This window comes from Parasutterella sp. (genome assembly GCF_057870745.1).
In genome coordinates this window covers 1-20,019 of the sequence record NZ_DBMALT010000003.1, presented here as the reverse complement: position 1 = coordinate 20,019, position 20,019 = coordinate 1, and the positions used below count along the sequence as shown (strand labels likewise).

18 protein-coding genes are annotated in these 20,019 nt (G+C 50.9%); 3 read left to right on the top strand and 15 right to left on the bottom strand.

The features are described 5' to 3' along the window. Positions 1-65: 65 nt before the first annotated feature. The gene (locus ACZND6_RS01445; protein ID WP_008811032.1) at positions 66-296 is read left to right on the top strand and encodes a hypothetical protein; all 231 of its coding nucleotides are present in this window, start codon (positions 66-68) and stop codon (positions 294-296) included. Positions 297-413: 117 nt separating this feature from the next. On the opposite strand, the gene dcuC is transcribed toward ACZND6_RS01445, so the two are convergent. The 9 genes from dcuC to ACZND6_RS01400 form a co-directional block, all read right to left on the bottom strand. Beyond that, positions 414-1,745, bottom strand: coding sequence for a C4-dicarboxylate transporter DcuC (gene dcuC, locus ACZND6_RS01440; protein ID WP_300875970.1), 1,332 nt, complete (start codon positions 1,743-1,745; stop codon positions 414-416). Continuing rightward, complete coding sequence (locus ACZND6_RS01435; protein WP_278852103.1) at positions 1,742-3,250, bottom strand: argininosuccinate lyase; 1,509 nt, start codon at positions 3,248-3,250, stop codon at positions 1,742-1,744. The genes dcuC and ACZND6_RS01435 overlap by 4 nt, the downstream gene beginning before the upstream one ends. A gap of 336 nt (positions 3,251-3,586) precedes the next feature. Continuing rightward, on the bottom strand, positions 3,587-3,946 hold the full coding sequence (locus tag ACZND6_RS01430; protein WP_293737262.1) for a NirD/YgiW/YdeI family stress tolerance protein: 360 nt from the start codon (positions 3,944-3,946) through the stop codon (positions 3,587-3,589). A 234-nt stretch (positions 3,947-4,180) separates the two neighbouring features. Further along, positions 4,181-5,038 carry a phosphoserine phosphatase SerB gene (gene serB, locus ACZND6_RS01425; protein ID WP_293737263.1) on the bottom strand — a complete coding sequence of 286 codons (858 nt, stop codon included), beginning with the start codon at positions 5,036-5,038 and terminating at the stop codon, positions 4,181-4,183. Next, on the bottom strand, positions 5,035-8,508 hold the full coding sequence (gene mfd / locus ACZND6_RS01420) for a transcription-repair coupling factor (protein ID WP_300876260.1): 3,474 nt from the start codon (positions 8,506-8,508) through the stop codon (positions 5,035-5,037). Before mfd ends, serB begins: the two co-directional genes overlap by 4 nt. 4 nt (positions 8,509-8,512) lie before the next feature. Further along, positions 8,513-9,481 (bottom strand): uracil-DNA glycosylase, encoded by a 969-nt coding sequence (locus tag ACZND6_RS01415; protein ID WP_300876257.1) that lies wholly within the window; start codon positions 9,479-9,481, stop codon positions 8,513-8,515. 3 nt (positions 9,482-9,484) lie between these two features. Next, positions 9,485-9,937, bottom strand: coding sequence for a ribosomal protein S18-alanine N-acetyltransferase (gene rimI, locus ACZND6_RS01410; RefSeq protein WP_293737266.1), 453 nt, complete (start codon positions 9,935-9,937; stop codon positions 9,485-9,487). A gap of 8 nt (positions 9,938-9,945) precedes the next feature. Next, positions 9,946-10,653: a tRNA (adenosine(37)-N6)-threonylcarbamoyltransferase complex dimerization subunit type 1 TsaB gene (gene tsaB / locus ACZND6_RS01405; protein WP_293737267.1), complete on the bottom strand. Its 708-nt coding sequence runs from the start codon at positions 10,651-10,653 to the stop codon at positions 9,946-9,948. Between the two features lie 41 nt (positions 10,654-10,694). Then, positions 10,695-11,369, bottom strand: coding sequence for a hypothetical protein (locus ACZND6_RS01400; RefSeq protein ID WP_046447911.1), 675 nt, complete (start codon positions 11,367-11,369; stop codon positions 10,695-10,697). 140 nt (positions 11,370-11,509) lie between these two features. On the opposite strand from ACZND6_RS01400, the gene ompR reads away from it, so the two are divergent. Continuing rightward, positions 11,510-12,292 (top strand): osmolarity response regulator transcription factor OmpR, encoded by a 783-nt coding sequence (ompR, locus tag ACZND6_RS01395; RefSeq protein ID WP_008864815.1) that lies wholly within the window; start codon positions 11,510-11,512, stop codon positions 12,290-12,292. A 24-nt stretch (positions 12,293-12,316) separates the two neighbouring features. Beyond that, complete coding sequence (locus tag ACZND6_RS01390) at positions 12,317-13,732, top strand: ATP-binding protein (protein WP_489524313.1); 1,416 nt, start codon at positions 12,317-12,319, stop codon at positions 13,730-13,732. Here the strand turns inward: ACZND6_RS01390 and ispF are convergent. The 6 genes from ispF to ACZND6_RS01360 form a co-directional block, all read right to left on the bottom strand. Further along, the gene (gene ispF, locus ACZND6_RS01385; RefSeq protein WP_022099930.1) at positions 13,729-14,220 is read right to left on the bottom strand and encodes a 2-C-methyl-D-erythritol 2,4-cyclodiphosphate synthase; all 492 of its coding nucleotides are present in this window, start codon (positions 14,218-14,220) and stop codon (positions 13,729-13,731) included. The two genes, ACZND6_RS01390 and ispF, sit on opposite strands and share 4 nt — an antisense overlap. Continuing rightward, positions 14,213-14,926: a 2-C-methyl-D-erythritol 4-phosphate cytidylyltransferase gene (ispD, locus tag ACZND6_RS01380; RefSeq protein WP_022099931.1), complete on the bottom strand. Its 714-nt coding sequence runs from the start codon at positions 14,924-14,926 to the stop codon at positions 14,213-14,215. The genes ispF and ispD overlap by 8 nt, the downstream gene beginning before the upstream one ends. Before the next feature lie 56 nt (positions 14,927-14,982). Then, complete coding sequence (locus tag ACZND6_RS01375) at positions 14,983-16,515, bottom strand: FAD-dependent oxidoreductase (RefSeq protein ID WP_293737268.1); 1,533 nt, start codon at positions 16,513-16,515, stop codon at positions 14,983-14,985. Further along, complete coding sequence (locus ACZND6_RS01370) at positions 16,512-17,138, bottom strand: response regulator transcription factor (RefSeq protein WP_022099933.1); 627 nt, start codon at positions 17,136-17,138, stop codon at positions 16,512-16,514. Before ACZND6_RS01370 ends, ACZND6_RS01375 begins: the two co-directional genes overlap by 4 nt. Next, positions 17,131-18,957, bottom strand: a complete 1,827-nt coding sequence (locus tag ACZND6_RS01365) for a sensor histidine kinase (protein WP_046447914.1) — start codon at positions 18,955-18,957, stop codon at positions 17,131-17,133. The genes ACZND6_RS01370 and ACZND6_RS01365 overlap by 8 nt, the downstream gene beginning before the upstream one ends. A 161-nt stretch (positions 18,958-19,118) precedes the next feature. Further along, positions 19,119-19,775 (bottom strand): nitroreductase family protein, encoded by a 657-nt coding sequence (locus ACZND6_RS01360; protein WP_022099936.1) that lies wholly within the window; start codon positions 19,773-19,775, stop codon positions 19,119-19,121. Positions 19,776-20,019: the final 244 nt, after the last annotated feature.

Here is a 20,019-nt window from a genome sequence, read left to right as displayed (position 1 = left end):
AGCTATCCTCAAACAGTCAGGACAGCGTATCTTCCGAAACGGTAAAAAGACCAAGGAGGTCGGTAGTGCGCGAAGACTCTCTAATGACTCATGATCAGATGGTTGCAAAATGGATGGAAAATCCTGAATTTCGAAAGGTTGTCTTTGAGCTTGATGCACAATATGCCGCTTTGGACAAGGCTTTAACGAAAGGCAAGCCCAATTGTTTGGAGCAGGCCAACGACACAAGAAAACGAACACCATTCCATTCCGTCCTCCAGCGTCCGGAAAGGCGTGCTATGGAGGACAAGCATTAGCTTTAGAAGATTTGAAAGGGCATCTGCATTATTGAAAATTTTCAAACGGCAAAAGACAAGCTGCTTGGCCATGTCTTCCAAGCAGCTTGAAAATCAATTGTCGCTAAGGAGCAGTGTTTAACTCATTGCAAACATCAGCAGCGTAACAACGATCAAAGCGACGATCGCCGGGATGGCTGTACGTTTAACCACTTCCATCGGGTTGACGCCTGCGATACCGGCCAGAATGATAACGCCGCCTGCAACTGGAGACATAGAACGTCCTAAACCTGCTGCGATCTGAGCAACTGCACCGAGTTGAACAATGGTCAAACCGAAGTCAGCGGCATTCGGTGTAATTGCCTGGTTGAAGGCTAAGGCGGCAGCGTTGCCGGAACCGGAAATAGCGGCCATTACGAAGGGACCTGCAGCGGCAGCGAACATGGCGACAGACTGAGAACCTTTCATCGCATCTACGAGAGCGCTGGTTAAGCCGATGGCTTTCATGCCCGAGGCAAACATAGCAGCGGCCGCAATCAGGATAACTACGTCGCAGAAACCGTCACCGGCACCGCGGCAGAATTTCTTGGAAGCATCGCCGATTTTTTGTTTATTGACTAAAGCAACGATCAGGCCGATGGCTGTACCGATCAGCATGCAGACGGGAACCGAGAAAGCCTTTGTCGGGAGAACGCCGACCTGTTTGGAAGCAAGAACCAGCAATGCAAGCGGAATAATCGGGATGATGGCTTTGATAGGGTTGACCTTGAAGTCTTTCTGGATTTCTTCGCCTTCGGGAAGTTCTTTGACGATTTCCGTTGATCCGACGCCTTCTTTCAAGACGATGCAGATAATCGTCAGACAGATGGCAGCGACCAGTGCACCGATAGCGCAGGGGAGAGCTTCCTGCATAATCACGATCATTGCATCCGGAGCCGGAATTTCTTTGGCTTTAAAGGCAATGTCGGCGATCTGAGGGTTGAACATCAAGCCGGGGCTGACGACGGAACCCCATGTTCCGATGAAGACGGCAGCGGCAGCCATCACCGGACGAACTTTCAGGGCGATTAGTGCCGGAATAAGAAGGACACCGACTGCGGCAGCAATGCCTGCCGCTGACGGCAGCACGATGTTTAGCAGCCAAGTAATGATGACGGCGCCGGGGATGACAATTACCGGAACGCGAGCCAATGGTTTAACCAGAAGATTTACCAAATGGTCTGAACATTTGGTAAAAGTCATGACGTAACCGAAACCCATCACGGTAACAATGGTCGGAACCAGGCCCCCGTTGACTAATTGTTTAACGAAAGCATCCACAGCGGCAGAGACTCCTCCGTTTGTGCCGACAACAACTTGTCCGATGAACGCCATCACCAAGCCGGACAAAGCTAAAACCAAACGCGCTTCGTAGTTCTTGTAAATGAGATAGAACGTGACAACGACGATTGCTAATCCAATCCAGATCATAATTTTTTCTCCTGAGATTTATTGTTGAGAAGTTTTTCGAATGCTTCGTCGAGCGCTTTATCGCTGTCTGCTAAAGCATTCCTCCATGCGCGGAGACGTTGTTCGTCTTCTTCTAATCGTATGGCGATTTCGTCCAATCCTCTACGTACGTTAGCCGGGGCCGGAGAGCCCGTTCCGACATCCGACTGAACGGCATGTTCCGGAGAAAGAACTGTACGAAATTCTTCCTGTGTAAGTTCAAACGGAAGTCGTTTGTCTTCAAGCTGCTCGGTGACATTGCCGAAGATTTCTTTTGCGGCTTCAAACGGGAAGTTGTCCGGATGGAGATCCCGTGCTCTGGCGTAGGTCACGATTTGACTTGCGAAGGTGTGACCGATACGGAAAGGAATTTCGAATTGTCGCTGTAAGGCCTCGGCAAGCGCCATCGTGGTTGTCCAATCGCTGTTTAGCTCCTCGAGACTACGAGCAGGATTGACCTTGAGCAAAGAGAAAGCCTGTTCCATCAGTTCCAGCATTTCGACACCTTTGACGAACACACCGGAGCAGTCTTCCAACACGCTTTCTTTGTTGTCATACATACCGAGCTGTAAGTTATGGGCTCGTAAAAAAGATGTCTGCATTGCGCCGACAACGTCGCTTGCTGTCCCTCGAGTTTTATTGAGAATGCCGGGATTGCGTTTTTGCGGCATCGCTGAAGAGCCGTAAGCGGCGCCGGAATCCAAGAGCAGCCAAGGACGTGTCTGTGAATATTGCTGCGCGAGGTCTTGAACGAGTGTGCCGATTCGGATAGCCACATTTGCGGCATTCGAGGCAGCCTCCAAAGGAATGTCAAAGAGGCTGATTTGAGCGGCATCCAGACCGTTCGTGATGGGCTTTTCAAACCCCAATAATTCAGCCAAGCGTTCGCGATTCAACGGCCAGCTGGAGCAGGCGAGCACAGCCACGCCGAGTGCAGATTGATTGATGCGTTTGTAGCTTTCAATGATTCGGTCTGAGTCTCTTTGGAAGGATTCCAAAAATCCCCAAAGATAGAAGGCCAAAGTGATCGGCATAGCCTGGACGCCGTTGGTGTACGCCGGAATGTATGTTTCGATATTTTCTCGAGCGATCGACAGAAGTCTTGTCCGCAGTTTGTTTAGTGCTTCATAAAAATCCAAAACTGCTAAGCGCAGACGAGCCTCATTCAATGTCGTGAACATGTCTTGGCGGCTTCGCCCTGTGTGAATGAGCGTAGCTTCTTCACCGCAGGATTCGATCAGCATTTTTTCCAACGGCATGATGTCTGTGAGGCGAGGAGCGCCAGGCAGATTTTGAAGATCTTCTGCGTGTTTTTGTGCCGCAGCGATTCTTGGGACAATGTTTTTATCGATAATTCCTTCCTCTGCCAGCATTACCAAGGAGGCGCGATTCAGACGGTTTTGCCAATAGGCCCAGTCTTTGGACTCAGCCTCTTCGCTGGTCGCTTTGAAATCATCCTTTCCCCAAGGTGTGACACGAAGTGTCATTTAAACTCTCCATAAATGATTGCGATACTTTGAGTCTAGGCTTCTTTACAAATTGTAAGGAGACTGTTTTTGCATAGATATACGTTCAAATAACGCACGTATAAAAATATACAAGACGATATTTGGTTTAAATAATTTGGATATAGGAGATCTAATTAGAAATTGAAAATTTACTTATACAATAACAGCACGAATATTCGTGTTGTAATTGCAAATTAAGGGAAAGACCTTATTATTGTTATTTCGATATTTCCAGGTTAATAATTTTTGCCCACAAACAAAAAATCCTCCCGCAAATAGCGGGAGGATCGATACTAAAAACTGACTAAGTTGCGATTACTTTAGAACTTCAACCGGAGCATCGACTTCGTATTCGGTCTTGAGAAGGTCCTTGTCGACTTCGACAATTAACTTCACGGTGTTTTCGGGCTTGACGTTCTGACCGTTCCAATACTTACGGTCGATTTCAAGTTCGACGGTGCCGGTGCCATCCTTGAACTCGTACTTGTCACCTTGAACGTTCCGTACAATGTTGCCTTTCAAGATCAAATGAGCGTCATCAGGGAGCGTTTTGAGCTGAGCAACCGTACCTTCTTGAGTGGCTCCGGGGCCGGTGAATCCGCCCGTCTGAGCCATAGCCGGAGCAGCGGCAAAGACAGAAGCTAAAGCAACTGCAGATAATACTTTCTTAACCATTGGTGTCTCCTTAAATGTATTGGCTTCAGCCTAAACCTTTCATTCTGTAGTGGTTAAATTCTTCTCGCGTAATGAGTACATTGAGTTGTTCTAGAGGGGGATGATTGAGGCCGGTTTATGCGAGTAAGAGCTGAGAGCTCTGTTATTCCATTCGACCTGCCTATTGTGGTTCCAGACAAAATTACACGCCTTGAGCAGGCGTGTAAGAGGTATCAAAAATTTTGAATTTTTCGATTAATCGAACAAGGCTAAAACACCGGATAAAGGCGCAAAGTCAAAAGCTTGTTTGGCGTGCGGTCTAACCTTTGGTTTTGCGTGCCATGCAATGGAAAGTCCGGCAGCTTCCAGCATAGGAATGTCATTGGAGCCGTCACCCATAGTGATGAGTTCGGAGAGCTCGATTCCGTGCTGTAGTGCGTAAGCCGATACGTAAGAAATCTTGCCGCGACCGTCGATAATCGGCGTGCCGAACGGTCCGGTGACTCGTCCGGTTAATTTGCCGTTAACGATTTCAAGTTCGTTGCTGATCACGTGCGTAAATCCATACCGTTCTTTAACAACTTCTGTTACGCAGCTAAAGCCGCCGGAGACGAGCAGCATCGGAATGCCCGCGGCTTTGAAGGCGGCAACAAGTTTTTCGGCGCCTGGATTGGGCTTGATGTGACGATCGATCAGACGATCAACAATAGAAGCGTCGGCGCCGGCCATCAGCTTGACGCGAGCAGTTAGGCTTTCTGCGTAATTTCTGATTTTGCCCTGCATCGCGAGCTCGGTGATATGGGCGACTTCCTCACCTTTGCCGACGAAAGAGGCCATTTCATCCAGTGTTTCCAAATTCAGGAAAGTGGAATCCATATCGGTGGCAAAAAGCTTGAAATTCTTCAGCTTTAATCCCGGCTCGATCCAATTCGCATCGATTTGAAGGGCTCTTGCTTTCTGAGCCCAGCGAGCCTCGAATTCCTCACGGTTGACACGGCGCAGACGAACCGCACAGGGATCTTTGATCGTGCCTTTTTTGCCAATGGTATGAAGAAACTTTTCCAAAGTTTCTTCACGTCCGATCTTGGTTTGAAGAACTAAATCGTGACTCACTTGAGCTCCTTGAGGATTCGTAAGATGTTGTCGCCCCTTTTCTCGGCGGTATCAGTGTAAGTTTCTAATCGTAACCGATTCGGCCCGAGCATGCGCATATTTCGGTTTGCTTGAAGCATGCGGAAGAACTTTCCGGGGTCAAACGAGGGTTTATCTTTAAAGGTAAAGATGATGGAGTCTTCACCTGCGTCGATCTTTAGAACACCCAAAGGCTTGGCTTCCACACGTATACGGTGCGTAAGAATCAGATTCTTGGCTTCCTGAGTCAGCTTGCCGTAGCGGTCGGCAATCTCCTCCTGAATCTGATAAAGATCTTCCTTGTTTTTGACTTGTGCAAGGCGTTTGTAGAAAGTCAGACGGTTATGAACATCAGGAACATAGTCTGAACGGAGCAGGGCAGGCGCATGCAGATTGATGTCTGTCGTGGCTTCCAGCGGCTGAAGCAGATCAGGTTCGCGGCCTTCTTTTAAGGCAGTGACGGCAGAATCGAGCATCTGGGTGTAGAGGTCGAAACCTACGCCGGTCATCGAGCCGGATTGATGTTCGCCCAAGACCTCACCCGCACCTCTGATCTCTAAGTCATGCATAGCCAAATAGAAACCGCTGCCGAGTTCTTCCATTTCTTTAATGGCTTCAAGCCGTTTCTCGGCATTTTTGGTCATCGCACCTTCGCCCGGCGTCAGCAAATAGGCATAAGCCTGATGGTGGGAGCGTCCGACGCGGCCGCGCAGCTGATGGAGCTGAGCCAAGCCGAATTTGTCGGCACGATGCATGATGATTGTGTTGGCGTTCGGGATGTCGATGCCGGTTTCGATAATCGTTGTGCAAAGCAGCACATTGGTGCGCTGAGCATAGAAGTCACGCATGACGCGTTCAAGTTCCCGCTCGTTCATCTGTCCGTGTGCAACGCCGATGCGGGCTTCCGGAAGGAGCTGCTCGAGACGCATGCGGGCGTTTTCAATGGTTTCGACTTCGTTATGGAGGAAGTAAACCTGACCTCCGCGCTTTAATTCACGCAAAACTGCCTCTCGAATAAGAGAGTCGCTTTCACGCTGGACAAAGGTCTTGATGGCCAAACGTTTTTGCGGCGCCGTTGCGATAACGGAGAAATCTCGAATGCCTTCCAAAGACATCGACAAAGTGCGAGGAATCGGAGTTGCCGTCAGCGTCAGAATGTCGACTTCCGAACGAAGAGATTTGAGCTGTTCCTTCTGGCGAACACCGAAGCGGTGTTCTTCGTCGATGACGACAAGGCCGAGATCTTTAAATTGGACTTTATCGGAAAGCAGTTTGTGCGTACCGACGACGATGTCGATCGTGCCGTTTTTGATACCTTCGATCGATGCGTTCACTTCCTTTGAAGAGCGGAATCGGGAAAGTTCGGCAATTCTCACCGGCCAGTTGGCAAAACGATCGCGGAAGGTTTGAGCATGCTGTTCGGCAAGCAGCGTTGTCGGGCAAAGAACTGCGACTTGTTTTCCGCCCATGACAGCCATAAACGCAGCGCGAAGAGCAACTTCGGTCTTACCGAAGCCGACGTCGCCGCAGACCAAGCGGTCCATCGGTTTGTCCGAGATCATGTCGCGGTAAACGGCGTTAATGGCGGCGAGCTGGTCTTCCGTTTCTTCAAAAGCAAAGGCTTCGGAGAACGCTTCGTAATCAGCCAAACTGAATTTGAAAGCGTAGCCTTTTCGGGATTGACGCAGGGCATAAATGTTCAAGAGTTCGGCAGCCGTATCCCTCACTTGGAGAGCCGCTTTCTTGCGAGCCTTCTCCCAATCGCCTTTGCCCAAGGAGTGCAGAGGTGCGGTTTCCGGATCAGCACCGGAATATCGAGAGATCAAATGTAGCTGAGCAACCGGAACGTAAAGTTTGGCTTCTTTGGCGTAGTCAATCTGCAGGAATTCTGCTTCACCGTCCGGCGTGCTCATTGAAGTCAGACCGCGATAGCGGCCGACACCGTGATCCAAATGCACGACAGGGTCTCCGACTTTAAGTTCGGAGAGGTCGCGAATCATCATCTCGATGTTGCTTTCGCGCTCTGTTCTGCGGCGCCGGCGTCTGACCGGACGATCGGAGTTCGAATAAAGTTCTGTTTCCGTCAGAATGGAAATCGGCGGATTCTCTAGTTCCATTCCGTCGTAGAGCGGACCGTAGCAAAGCGCAAAGTTGTCTCTGCTTTCTAAAAACTTCTCAAATCCCGGTACCAACGGCGCTTTAAGGGCGTTCTCTTTGAAGACGTCTGAGATGGTTTCCAGACGGCCGGCTGAGTTTGCCATGACCAAGAGTTTGCGGCCGCGGGCTGAGCAAAGATCCTTGTACGCCTTCAATCCCTCGAGAGGATCATCCTTTCTGCGTTCAATGGCGACAGACGGGAAATTGGGCGTCGCTGTTTCTTTATCGGTGAGCGAGAGGCGCGCGTACTGTCCGGCAAATTCAAAGAACTGCGGAGCACTGAGATAAAGGCGCTTGAAATCCAAAATCGGACGTTCGCCGTCCGCGCGAAGGAACTTGGCACGCTGTTCGGTTTCTTTATCGAAATGCTCGATGGCGCTGTTGACGTCCCCGAGAAGGATCAGCGAAGCATCTGAGCCGATGTAATCGAAGAGGGTTTCCGTTTCGTCAAAGAAAAGCGGCAAGTAGTTTTCGACACCGGGTGCCGCGATGCCGTTTTCGATGTCCTTGTAAAGTGTGACTTTGCTCGGATCTCCTTCAAAGGTTTCACGCCAGCGGGAGCAGAAGGCAGACCTAGCTTCCTTGTCCATCGGAAATTCATGGGCCGGAAGCAGGCGGATTTCGTCAACTTTTTCTACCGATCGTTGATTGTCCGGATCAAAGACTCGGATCTCGTCGAGTTCGTCATCAAAGAAATCCAGACGATAAGGCTTGGCCGAGCCCATCGGGAAGAGGTCAAGCAGTCCGCCGCGACTGGCAAATTCGCCGGGTGCGACCACTTGAGAGACATGTTCATAGCCTCTCGCAACTAATTCGGCGCGAAGATCAGTCGGATCAATGCGGTCGCCCTTGCGGAAGAAGAAGGTTGTCGAGCCGATATAGTTTCTCGGTGCCAAGCGCTGTGTTGCAGTACTTGCAGAAACGATTAAGACGTCAACCGGGTCCTGGCGCTTTTGACGGTTTAAAAGAAGATACAGCGTCTGAAGGCGTTCGCCGACAAGATCGGCGTGAGGACTCAGTACGTCATAAGGCAAGGTTTCCCAGTCGGGAAAAACCGTGAGTTTTAAAGAAGGATCAAACCAAGTGACTTCATCCTGCAGACGAATGACATCACTCGGGTCGGCGCAAATGACCGTCAGAAGCTTATTTTGTTTTTTGAGCTGAACGGCGTTTTGGGCGATGGACATGGCAAGCGCACTGCCTGCCGGACATTTTTCTCGATATTTGTCTGAGGGTTTTATTTCTGCAAGAGATTTTCCGATAACGGGCAAAGAGTCAAATATCGCTTTTGTCATTTGTTTAGCTTAGGGTATCGAGTATTAAGCACCAATCCAGCCATGCCTTGCGCTTTTCCTGAGGAGAGCGCAGCAGGTAAGAAGGATGATAAGTCACGATGACCTTCCGAGGCTTGCTTTGTACAGTCAAATTGTGCACTTTGCCACGATAAGGATTGAGCGTTTTGAGATCCGGGAAGAACCAGGAAGCGGCAGGCTTGCCCATTGCAACGATCACTTCCGGGTCAATCAATTCGATTTGGCGTTCCAGGAATGGACGGCAGGCCATGGTTTCGGCTTTTTCCGGTGTGGCATTCAGCGGCGGACGACATTTCAGTGTGTTGAAAATACACAGGTCCTTCTCGCGATCGAGCTTGGCTGCCTCAAGAATCTTATCCAGCAGTTTGCCCGAGGGGCCGACAAAAGGCTGCCCCAAACGGTCTTCTTCTGCGCCGGGAGCTTCACCGATCAGCATTAGGCGGCAGGGCGGATTGCCTTGTCCGAAAACCGGATGCAGACGGCTCGAGGAGATTTCACAGGCTCGGCAGTCCTGCACGAGCTGTTTTAAAGTCTGCCAATCGGCGGTTGCAATCTGATGAATACGTGCTTCCGTATACGCTTCGGGACGCACGCCGCGTGCTTCGCTGGCACTGCGGTAAGCTGGCTTCGCCGCCGGCTCGGGACGAGCCGCTTTGGGCGGCGGAGCGCTGCGATTAGCAATTCCTGCGGTAACGCGGGCTGGCTCTGCCGCAGGTGCGTTTGCAACAGGAGCCGAACTGGCTTGAGGAGTTTGAGGCGCACGGTTTACAAAGGAAGGAGCCGAAGCGGCGGCAGGAACGGAATTCTGCAGCTGAGGCTTCGGAGAAGCAGCGGCCAAAGCCTCAGCTTTGTTTTTTGCAGCTTCTTCGGCAGCTTTAGCCAGCTCATCTCGCTCGATCCACTGAGAACCGATGCCGAGTGCATTCCATATGTCTGACTTCCTTTGATCAAGCACCTTTTATTTCTTCCTATACGCGTGCATCGTGATGGCGTCTTCCCGACCGTTAGGCGAAGGATAGTACCCTTTGCGCCGACCCATCATGATGAAACCGAATTTCTCATAAAGTTTAATCGCTCCGAGATTTCCGGCTCTAACTTCTAAGAACCAATGTTCGATGTTGCGTTCGCGTCCCAGCTTGCTTAGTTCCTTCATGAGCATCGTGGCATAACCTTTGCGGCGGGACAGCGGATTGACGGCGATGCGAAGCAGTTCTCCTTCGTCAAAAATGCTGCTGAAAATCACATATCCCTCAAGCTCACCGTCTCTTCTGAGAACAAGACAGGTGTCTTTCTTCAGAGAACCGGAGAATGACGTTCGAGCCCACGGATCATAAAAGATGGAGCGGTCAAGAAGGACAACATCATCGATGTCATCCGAAGTCATTCGGGTGATGAGGAGATTTTCAGCCATAAAGATTCTCAACGGGATTTTTCTGCTTTGCGTTCTTCAATCGTCAATGCGACATGGTCTCGAACGTAAAGCGGGGACGCTTCTGCGGCGTCCACTGTTTTATTTTCTTCAAAATATTTTCGGGCGAGCGGTACGATCATTTGAGCGTTGACGTCGTCCGTAGAAAGAAGTTTCTTAGGAGCGGGATCTCCGATTTCATCGGCGTAGATTCGGAAAGCATTTCCGCACAGGAATTCGGCGCCGTTGTCATCTGCGATCGCTAAAAGTTCGGATGGTTTGCAAAGCGCTGGCGCCGTGACTTCCTTGAATTCATGATTTTCGTAACGGAAGACAGCGCAGTAGCACTCATGCATACGTGCATCGATCGCGGCCAAAAGGCGGGAGCCTTCTTCCAATGTTTCATGATGGATGTAGGCGAGCGCGAGCAGGGTGTTGACGGGAATGAGCGGGATATTGAGCGCCCAGCCCAAACCCTGAGCCAAGCCGCAGGCAACGCGCAGTCCGGTAAAGGCGCCGGGGCCGGATCCGAAGGCAATTCCCTGAAGTCCTTCACGGCTGCCGCCTGCAGCAGTCAGACAGCCGCGGATCATTCCGAGAATGACTTTCGTGTGTTTTTGTCCGGGCTCGGATTGAAGGTAAGCCTCACGATCGAAACCGGTGACAGCGACGGAACACAGATTTCCGGAAGACTCAAGACAAAGTAATGCGCTTGCCATACAACACTCCTATAGTGCAGAGTATTTTAGTCGGTCTGTGACTAAGGAGAAACGCGGGCAGAAGCACTCTCTTGGGCGGCAGGCGTGACCTTTTGATCGGCAGCCGCCATACTTTCCATAGCGGACTCCTGAATCGTGACGATGACCATCTGATGATTCAAATCGTTCATCTCAGCGAGTTTTGAAAGGAACTGATCTTCGTACTCGATCTGGGCGGGCGTCTTGAGCATTTTGGAAAGGACAAGCTGTTTGTTCGCCTGACGCACTTGCTCTCTTAACTCGCAGAGCTCTTGTTTTGAGAGGCGCTTGTATAGGACGTAAGGACGATCGTTATCGCGCGCATGCTGATGATTTGTCACAAAACGTTCACGCAAACGGCGTCTTTCCATCTTCGGAAGGAAAGACCGAAGCTCGGCGCGCTCTTCACTGGTCATGAGCCGCCAATGGTAATCACGGTGCCTGGCCGATAACGTCGGCCAAACAGAAGCACGGCCTTCGGCGTCCAATTTATCCCAGTGACATTTGGGAACGTTAGGATTAGAAGCTGCGTTTGGCGCATGCGGGCGAGGAATAGAGCTGTTTTCCTCGGCGGAGGAAGCGTCAATCACGACAGTTGCAGTCGTTTCTGACGGTGACGGATGTCCCGGATTATGAGCAGAACCGACTACGGGCTGCAGCAAGAGCAAAACAACGGGTAGATATCGGATCTCTTTCAAAATAAATGCCTCTTTCTTTTATTTTCATAATCCTATTCAACTTATTGCCCAAAAGGAATAGGGGCATGTAGCAAGAAAACCAAAAAGAGGATAAATTTTGTAGCATCATGTAATTTGTAAATCTTCCGACAGGAGATGCTATGCAAGAATCAGAGACATTGAGAAAAGACGGCGGAGCCCTCAGCAACAAGCGTCCTCCACGCATCCTCGTGGTTGACGACGACAGCCGCTTACGCGATTTGCTTCGTCAATTCCTTACAAATAACGGTTTCCACGTATCTGTGGCAGAAAATGCCGAACAGATGAATCGTCTGTGGCTAAGAGAACGTTTTGACGCCGTGGTTTTGGACGTCATGATGCCGGGCGAAGACGGAATTTCCATACTGAAGAGAATCCGTGCTTCCAATGACACAACGCCGATCCTGATGCTTACCGCTAAAGGAGAAGACATCGATCGAATCTTGGGCCTTGAATTGGGCGCCGACGATTATCTCCCGAAACCCTACAATCCCCGCGAACTGCTGGCCCGTCTGCATGCCATTCTGCGCCGCAGAGAGCCGGTTGATCCTCCCGGAGCTCCGAGCAAAGAAGATGAAGTCGTTCGTTTCGGCAACTTCTCTCTTGATCTGGGTACTCGCAAACTTTCTAAAGGCGATGAAGAAATTCCGCTTACAACCGGTGAATTTGCGGTTCTCAAGACATTTGCACGTCATCCGAGAGTTCCGCTTTCCCGCGACAAGCTGATGGAAATGGCCCGCGGCCGCGAATACGAAGCCTTTGACCGTTCTTTGGACGTTCAGGTTTCTCGTTTGCGTAAAATTATCGAACCTGATCCTTCCAAACCTCGTTATCTCCAGACAGTTTGGGGCTTAGGCTACGTGTTTATTCCTGACGGCGCTTCCGACGCTCAGGATAAGAAATAATTTGTGATCGGAAAGTGAGGCAATATGGCAGACAAGGCCGGCAAGGAGGGCTTCGGTTCGCAGTTTTTTTCCGGGTTGTTTTGGAAAACTTTCGGAGCGCTCTTTATTCTGGTGCTGACCAGCGTCTGCGCTTGGCTCTACGGCTTGGCTGTCTTGAATGAGGCGCCGCGAGCCCAAGCTGCCTCACTGCGAATTACCGCAATTACGACACTGACCCGCTATGCGCTGATCAGTGCCGATACGAGTTATCGTTTTGACCTCATCATGGCATTGGCTCAGCGTGAGGGCCTGACGATACTCCCGAAAGAACCGTACGACCGTATTGTTCCGCTGGAAAGCGACAGTCTCAACGATCTGATTCTTGATAATGTCCGTTCGTCTTTGGGCAAGAAGACCATTCTTGCTCAGAGCCTGAACGGCATTCCCGGTTTATGGGTCAGTTTCGAGATCGATGGGGACGAATATTGGATCCGAGCAGAACGAACGGCCGAAAACCCTCGATTGGGTGCCAACTGGATGTTTTGGTTCGCAGGGATGCTGCTCATCTGCGCCCTGTTTACGGTACTTTTAACCAGCCGTTTGATTGACCCTCTCGCAAAACTCAGTGAGTATGCGCGAGAGCTCGGCCGCGGCGTTTTCCCGCAGCCGCTGCCTCTCGACGGTCCGAGTGAAATCCGTGAAGTTAACGAAAGCTTTAACGTGATGGTCTCAGACCTGAAGCGCTTGGCGAGCGACCGCGAGCTTCTGCTCGCAGGCGTCAGCCACGACCTTCGTACACCGATTACCCGATTAAGACTTGAAGTTGAATTGGCTCCGCTTTCCGAAGAGACGCGAGAAGCCATGTGCAGCGATCTTGATCAGATGGAAAGCATCGTTAAGCAGTTCATGGCATACGTCCGACAGAGCGAGGCCGAACTTGAAGTCGTCAATATTTCCGATACCGTCAGGCATGTGATTGCCGCCAATCGTGTAGCCTCACAGCCTGATATTCAGCTTCTTACTTCGATTGAAGACGGTTTGGAAGTCCGCGCCAATCCGACGGATTTAGCGCGTGCTGTTCAAAACATGATTGTCAATGCCGGCAAGTACGGCCGCAGCTCCGACGGCATTCTCCGTCTGTCCATTACGCTTCACTATTTGAAGAAGCGAGGAGCAGCCGAATTGATTGTTGCCGATGACGGCAAAGGTCTTCCGGAAAGCGATTTAGAACGCGTTCTGCGTCCGTTTGAGCGCGGCGATACTGCCCGCGGAAATGCCTCAGGGACAGGATTGGGTCTGTCTATTGTCAACCGCGTCGCTAAGGCCGGCGGAGGTTCCGTCCGCTTAGCCCAGAATATTCCGAACGGTTTGAGCGTTCAGATGACGATTCCGGTGGTTCCGAAGGCCTCCGTCGTCAGAAAACTTACCGAAGGCAAGGAAACGCCCGAAAAGGCTGATTAAGCACGGGCCTCAAGCAGGATGACCGCTTGAGCCACAATCCCTTCTTCTTTTCCCTCAAAGCCGAGCTTTTCGTTGGTCTTGGCTTTGACGTTCACGCAGTCGACGGGAAGCTGCAATATAGCAGCCAAAGAAGAATTGATCTGGTTCATGAATGGGGCAAGTTTCGGTTTCTGAGCAATGATTGTGCAGTCTACATTCACCGGTTTCCAGCCTTTATCCCACACTTTTTTCAGCGCTTCGGAAAGCAATTTGGTGCTGTCGGCGCCCTTATAAGCTGGGTCGGTGTCCGGAAAGTGCCTGCCGATGTCGCCCATGGCAGCAGCCCCGAACAAAGCATCGGTGACGGCATGCAGCAGAACATCGGCATCGGAGTGTCCGTCCAAGCCTAGAGAATGCGGAATCTGAACGCCGCCTAAAATCAACGGACGTCCTTCGACCAAACGGTGAACGTCATAACCCTGGCCGACTCTGATTTTGCAGTTACTCATTATTTTCCTTTTCTTTGCGAGCTAAAAAGATGGCTCGTGCGAGCCAGAGGTCCATCGGGCGCGTGACTTTAATATTGGTCGGCGTGCCCTCGACCAGCGCTGGATGCTTTCCGACAAATTCCATGGCGCTTGCCTCGTCCGTGACGGCCGATCCTGCTTCATTCATGGCGCGGGTTAATTCGCCGACTGGGAAACACTGCGGGGTCTGAGCAGCCCACAAACCGTCTCGACTCACGGTGCAGGCGATTGTGCCGTTTTCGCCTTCTTTTTTAAGAGTGTCATTGACCGGAACGGCAAGTATGGCGCTTTCCTGATGTCTTTGGCAGTAATCCATCAGCTTGGTGACATCGGATGTTAGCAGGCAGGGACGGGCCGCATCATGGACTAACACCCAGTCCGAAGACTTCAGGTTAGAAAACAAGATGCCGTTTTTAACGCTGTCGGCCCGTGTCTGTCCTCCTACACGTGCGATGCGGACGCGGGGATCTTCAAATACAAGTCTCTGACCGATTATGTCGGCTGGTGAAATGACGACCACGAGCTCTTTAATGCGAGGCTCGTCGAGGAGTACTTGAACCGAGCGTTCCAGCATCGTTTTGCTGCCGATAAGTTCATATTGTTTCGGGCTGCCGGTGCCCATTCTTGAACCGACTCCCGCTGCGACGACGACTGCGCCGAAGACGGGTTCTTCCTTGTCCGGATTCATAGTTCAACCAAGAATTAAAGTTGGGTAATAGTTTAGAGCAAACCGTGAGACGGTACTTAATCGCTCGTCGGCTCAAAATCCGCAGAAGCATCAAGCTCTTGAATGCTGTGGCTTCTCGGCGGAACGTACTGAAATTCAGCATGCTCGGACGTCCTTTCAAGGAGCGCCGCTTCTCGTCCTGCAATTCTGCCGAATACCACGGCATCGGTTAAGCCGATGCCGCCCAAGCGGTCTTTTCCGTGAACACCGCCTGAGGCCTCACCGGCAACGTAAAGGCCGGCAATGGGTTCTTCGGAGGTATTTAAGACTTGAGCTTTTTCATTGAACTTGAGTCCGCCGCAGCAATAGTGAACGCCCACTCTTTCCTGGCCGACGTAAAAAGGCGGATAACTGATGGTCTGCAGCATAACTTTCTTGCCGAAATCCTCGTCCACGCCTTTGAGAACAAAGTCGTTGTATCTGGTAACGGTTTCTTCCAGAGTCTCTGCCGGACAGCCGATGAAGGCAGCGACCTGACAAAGAGAATCAAATTTTTTAACCGCCCCGTCGGCGAGTTTGTTCTCAAGAGACAAACCTTTTTTGGACTGGGAGTCAGTGATCACCCACATTGCTCTTTGAGGCTGCTTCAAGAGTTCGGCAAGCACGTCTCCGTGAGACGCCCCTTCATTGACAAACCGAAGACCGTTTTTGTTCAGATAGATGTCTGCGCCGGTGTAGTCGACTAGGCGACCGCCAAGAAAGCAAATCCTTTGAATCTTATCCAAATCAACCGTAGCTGCGTGGAAGGGCTTGGTAAATTCCAACGCATCGCCCCAAGCTCCGTCAAGATATCTTCCTCCGGGATTCGCTGTCGAGGGCATAAGCGCCGAGATTTCAGGATTGAATTTGCGGCATAAAGCGTTGTTTGCCGAATATCCTCCGGTTGCAATAACCACGGCATTGCCGCGGATGTAGATCACTTCATGGTTTTTGCTTTTAACAACGACACCGTTGACGTTGCCGGAAACCGGATCCTGAAGAAGGTCGGTGACCGGCTGGTCATACAAAAAGCGGACGCCGCGTTCGCGTGCTCTCTGATTGAGTTTGAATATGTAGTGAGAACCGGTGAAACCTTGGATCGTTCTGAAAGCGTAGGCCGAGGGAGAGCCGACGGCGACATAAGGTTCCGGGTTCCAAACCAGGCCGTGCGTTTCCAGCCAATCCATGGCCGCCTCACTCTCAGAGAGCAAAAGCCGAGCTAAATCTTTATTGCCGAGTCCGCCTCCGACTTCCATCATTTCTTCCAGAACAGCGTCTACCGATGTATGGATTCCAAGTGGTTCAAGCCGCTTCGGGGAAACGGCTAAGAAGGAGCCGGTTGATAAGCGCGAGTGGCCGCCGAGTACGGGAAGCTTTTCAATAACGAGGATGCGATCGGCACCGTTTTCAGAAGCGGATAAAGCGGCAGACAAACCCGCTAAGCCGGAGCCGATTACAATGACATCCCATTGCTGTCCGAGGTTCATGGGAGCCTGAGCAAAAGAGATGGCGGGAGCCGCAGCTAAAGCGCTCAAACTCGTCAAGCCGGCGAGAAACTCTCTTCTGATCATTTCGCGGAAGCTTCGTTAAGCAGGATGAGCGCACGCGTGATTTCGGCGACAGAATCCATTGCAAGTTTTTCGGAGGCTCGGCTTCGATGCATTTTGATCGTAGGCACAGAGAGTTCGAGACGGTCGGCAATTTCTTTATTGGTCAGCCCCTCGGCGACCAGAGACAGGACTTCTTTCTCTCGGTTGGTGAGTTGCCGATAGCGGCGCTTTAATGCATTTAATTCGTTGGCTTCTTCCGCTCGTCTGATGCCCAGCTTTACTGCACGGGTGACTTCTTGGTTCAGCCGCTCAGGATCGACAGGCTTTTCCAAGAAGGTCAGGGCGCCTTTGCTCATGGCGTTCACTGCCATTTGAATGTCGCCGTGTCCGGAAAGGAAAATCAGCGGGAAATGAGCAAAGCCGCGCTCAATGAGCGTTTCCTGCACTTCAAGCCCGGTCATCTGCGGCATGCGCACATCTAATACGGCGCAGCCGGGAATACTGAGGTTGTCGCGGACCAAAAACTCCGTCGGAGAGTTATAAGCAGCCACTTTCCAGCCGAGGGCCTCCAGCAGGATCTTGGTAGAAAACAATAAACTTTCGTCGTCGTCGACGAGGCGGATCAAGGTATGTTCTTTATTCATTGATTTTTTTCTCCGGATCTTTGGTCGCTAAACGATCAATCATAAGTTCAGCGCGTACGCCGCCTTTTGTCAGGCGTTCAAAGTGCAGCGACGCCGAGTGCATATCGGCGATCTCACGCACAATGGAAAGACCCAATCCCAGGCCTTCAGGCTTGGTGGACTCAGCGGCGTGCTCCAATCGTGTGAACTGCTCGTCGCTTAGGACCAGACCGTTATTCCAAACGGTGACCTTCCAGCGTTTGCCTGCCGGCTCTAACGAAACGCCGAGCTTGGGTCTGCCGGACTCTTTACTGGCAGCTGCGGCATTTCGGATTAAATTCAAAATTAAAAGTTCCAAGGAAAGAGGATCGGCTAAAACCGGCGCTGTGGCCACATCCGTTCGGAAGGGAACTGCTGTTTTTGCTTCTTCCTGCTGATGGAAAGTGCGGATCGCCTTTTCTACGATTCGAACTAAATCGTATTCGATATGTGCAGGCTGCTCTTTTTTTGCAAATTTGCGCACCGAATCCACGATACGGGAAATGCGTCTGGTTTCCGCATCCATATTCTCGACGACGGTCTTGGTTAATGGGTCTTCTGCCATTTTGTCGTTCAGTCGCAGTTTCAAGACGGCTGCATAGTTCAGCAGTGCGCCTAGGGGCTGTTTTAACTCATGCGCAATGATGTTGGACATCTGCGAAATAACGCCTGAACGCTCGATATGAGAGAGCCGTTTGCGGCCGAGGACGGCCTCTTGTTCTGCGGCGTTCTTGGCTTCCAGTGCACCTTTGAGCTCTGCCGTCCGTTTGTTGACCAAATGATGGACGCGCAGCTCGTTGCCGATTAAAAACAGCAGGATCGTTAGCAGGATCAGTAGCTCAGTTTTATACCGTTGAAGAAGGGCGCCCAAAGAGTAGTCCCTGAGGTTCTCGTACATACCGAACTTCAGATCTTTCATCAGTCGGAGCACTTCCGTGTAATCGTAACCGGCAGCCCATTCGTTGCCTTGGAAAGGCGACATCGTAAAGAGGGTGCGAACGACGTCTTTGACGATGTCGTCAGGTGCGTTCGCCAGCGAAGAAATCACAATGCCGGGATAAAGCGCACGAGTAGAGCGGCGGCAGTAGAAGGGCGACTCATCCTTGGCATTATCGTAAGGCTCGATCACTTTCAGTGAACCCGGAGCCACGAAGCCTACTCCTTCGTAAGCCTCAAGAAGGCAAGTCGGAAGAATACCCACGTCGCTCGATCCGGCAAGAACTTCTTCTACGGCTCCGAGGTGACGTTCACGGGTGAATCGTTCGCTTCCGAAGAAACGGTTCGGAGCGTAGCCGTGCTCCTTGAGTTCTCCTAACGCTGCCCACCATTCGCTTAAATTTTCGTTGTTGGCCGCAGCAACGCGTTTGCCCTTCATATCGGCGATGGTGTTGATGTCGTTTCGGTCAGCGCGTGTAATAAACACTGAACCCACAGACGCACTGGTCTTAGAAGAGAAAACCGACTTCAAAGCAGCAATGTCGTGAGCGTTCAATTGGGGAATCGCCGCAAGCTGAAGATAAATCTCGCTCGGAGCAAAGAGTAAATGAGGCTTCAGGACATTGATTTCTTCTAAGAAATCGTGGTTTGAAATATCAAAAAGCTTGAATCGGTATTTGTGCCCGAGCTGTGACTTTAGAAAATCGAAAGTAGGGTAGACGGCGTGCTCAGTGGTTTCAGACGGCAGGATTCCGATGTAGGCGACTCTGACTTCCCGAAGCTGAGTCGGTTCCTCCGCCTGAAGCGGATGAGCCGCCAGCAGCGCGCCGGCGCATAAAGAAAGCCAGAGTTTCCTAAACAACATCAAATCCTTGGGTGAAAGTGGTGAACTTATTATCTAAAAGGCTCGCGTTCAAAGAAAGTCGAGAAAACGAGCATGACGGCGTATCTCAATTGTCCGAGAACCGCAGTTCCGGACAAAACAAAGCCGCCTCGAAAGGCGGCTGCATGCGGTTGATCTATATATTAGCCTGGGAACTTATCCAGATCGAAGAAGATCTTGCTCTGTTCCAGACGAGACTTCGGACGAGTACGGTTGTGGTCGTCTTCGGCGTCGTAGCCCAAGGTCACGACGAGGACGGAATGCACACCGTAGTTATCAAGATTCAGGAGTTTATCCATCTTGTCTTCATCGAAACCTTCGATCGGTGTGGAATCAATGCCGAGGGAGGCGGCGCCGTAAAGCAATGCTGTCATTGCGATATAGGCCTGCTTAGTTTCCCAGTTGAGAGTTTGGCCGGTACGTTCACGCAGATCAATAAAGAATTTTCTGGATTCGAAGCATTCTTTGGCAATTTCTTCGTTGGCAATGCGGCCGTCTTTGATTTCCTGGTCGAGAAGGGTGTGCTGGAATTTGTCGTCCAAACCCTTTCTGACGGCGATCACGATAAAGTCGGAGCAAGTGTCGATGCGGTTCCAGTTGAAGTCGGCAATTGCCGGACGAACGCGTTTCTTGGAATTGTCGCTTGTGCCCCAAAGGAAGACCCAAGGCTGGCTGTTGACGGAAGAAGGAGAGAGCTGAAGAATTGTCTTTAATTTTTCGACGTCATCACGAGGAATCTTTTTGTTGACATCGAATTTTTTAGCGGTAAAACGCTGTTCGGAAAGCTTTACGAAATCCATTATCGCGTCCTTTAAAAATCTTTAGTTTGAGAATAATCCAAGGAAATATAACAGTCTAATCATCCAAAAGTAAGACTGGAAGTCTCTGACATCTCAAAAAAAACATTGATGTTATGAATTCGGCCGCTAATCGACAAAATCATTAAGGAACCTCTGCACAAAAGGTGGGTGATATGCTATAATTAGCACACTACCGAAAAGTGTGACTATGAAGATTAAAGCCCCCACATTCGCTGATTTATTT

Excerpts from the sequence above, each read along its gene's own strand:
- dcuC (WP_300875970.1), bottom strand. The coding sequence starts at position 1,745 with ATGATCTGGATTGGATTAGCAATCGTCGTTGTCACGTTCTATCTCATT.
- ACZND6_RS01435 (WP_278852103.1), bottom strand. The coding sequence starts at position 3,250 with ATGACACTTCGTGTCACACCTTGGGGAAAGGATGATTTCAAAGCGACC.
- ACZND6_RS01430 (WP_293737262.1), bottom strand. The coding sequence starts at position 3,946 with ATGGTTAAGAAAGTATTATCTGCAGTTGCTTTAGCTTCTGTCTTTGCC.
- mfd (WP_300876260.1), bottom strand. The coding sequence starts at position 8,508 with ATGACAAAAGCGATATTTGACTCTTTGCCCGTTATCGGAAAATCTCTT.
- rimI (WP_293737266.1), bottom strand. The coding sequence starts at position 9,937 with ATGGCTGAAAATCTCCTCATCACCCGAATGACTTCGGATGACATCGAT.
- tsaB (WP_293737267.1), bottom strand. The coding sequence starts at position 10,653 with ATGGCAAGCGCATTACTTTGTCTTGAGTCTTCCGGAAATCTGTGTTCC.
- ompR (WP_008864815.1), top strand. The coding sequence starts at position 11,510 with ATGCAAGAATCAGAGACATTGAGAAAAGACGGCGGAGCCCTCAGCAAC.
- ACZND6_RS01390 (WP_489524313.1), top strand. The coding sequence starts at position 12,317 with ATGGCAGACAAGGCCGGCAAGGAGGGCTTCGGTTCGCAGTTTTTTTCC.
- ispF (WP_022099930.1), bottom strand. The coding sequence starts at position 14,220 with ATGAGTAACTGCAAAATCAGAGTCGGCCAGGGTTATGACGTTCACCGT.
- ispD (WP_022099931.1), bottom strand. The coding sequence starts at position 14,926 with ATGAATCCGGACAAGGAAGAACCCGTCTTCGGCGCAGTCGTCGTCGCA.
- ACZND6_RS01375 (WP_293737268.1), bottom strand. The coding sequence starts at position 16,515 with ATGATCAGAAGAGAGTTTCTCGCCGGCTTGACGAGTTTGAGCGCTTTA.
- ACZND6_RS01370 (WP_022099933.1), bottom strand. The coding sequence starts at position 17,138 with ATGAATAAAGAACATACCTTGATCCGCCTCGTCGACGACGACGAAAGT.
- ACZND6_RS01365 (WP_046447914.1), bottom strand. The coding sequence starts at position 18,957 with ATGTTGTTTAGGAAACTCTGGCTTTCTTTATGCGCCGGCGCGCTGCTG.
- ACZND6_RS01360 (WP_022099936.1), bottom strand. The coding sequence starts at position 19,775 with ATGGATTTCGTAAAGCTTTCCGAACAGCGTTTTACCGCTAAAAAATTC.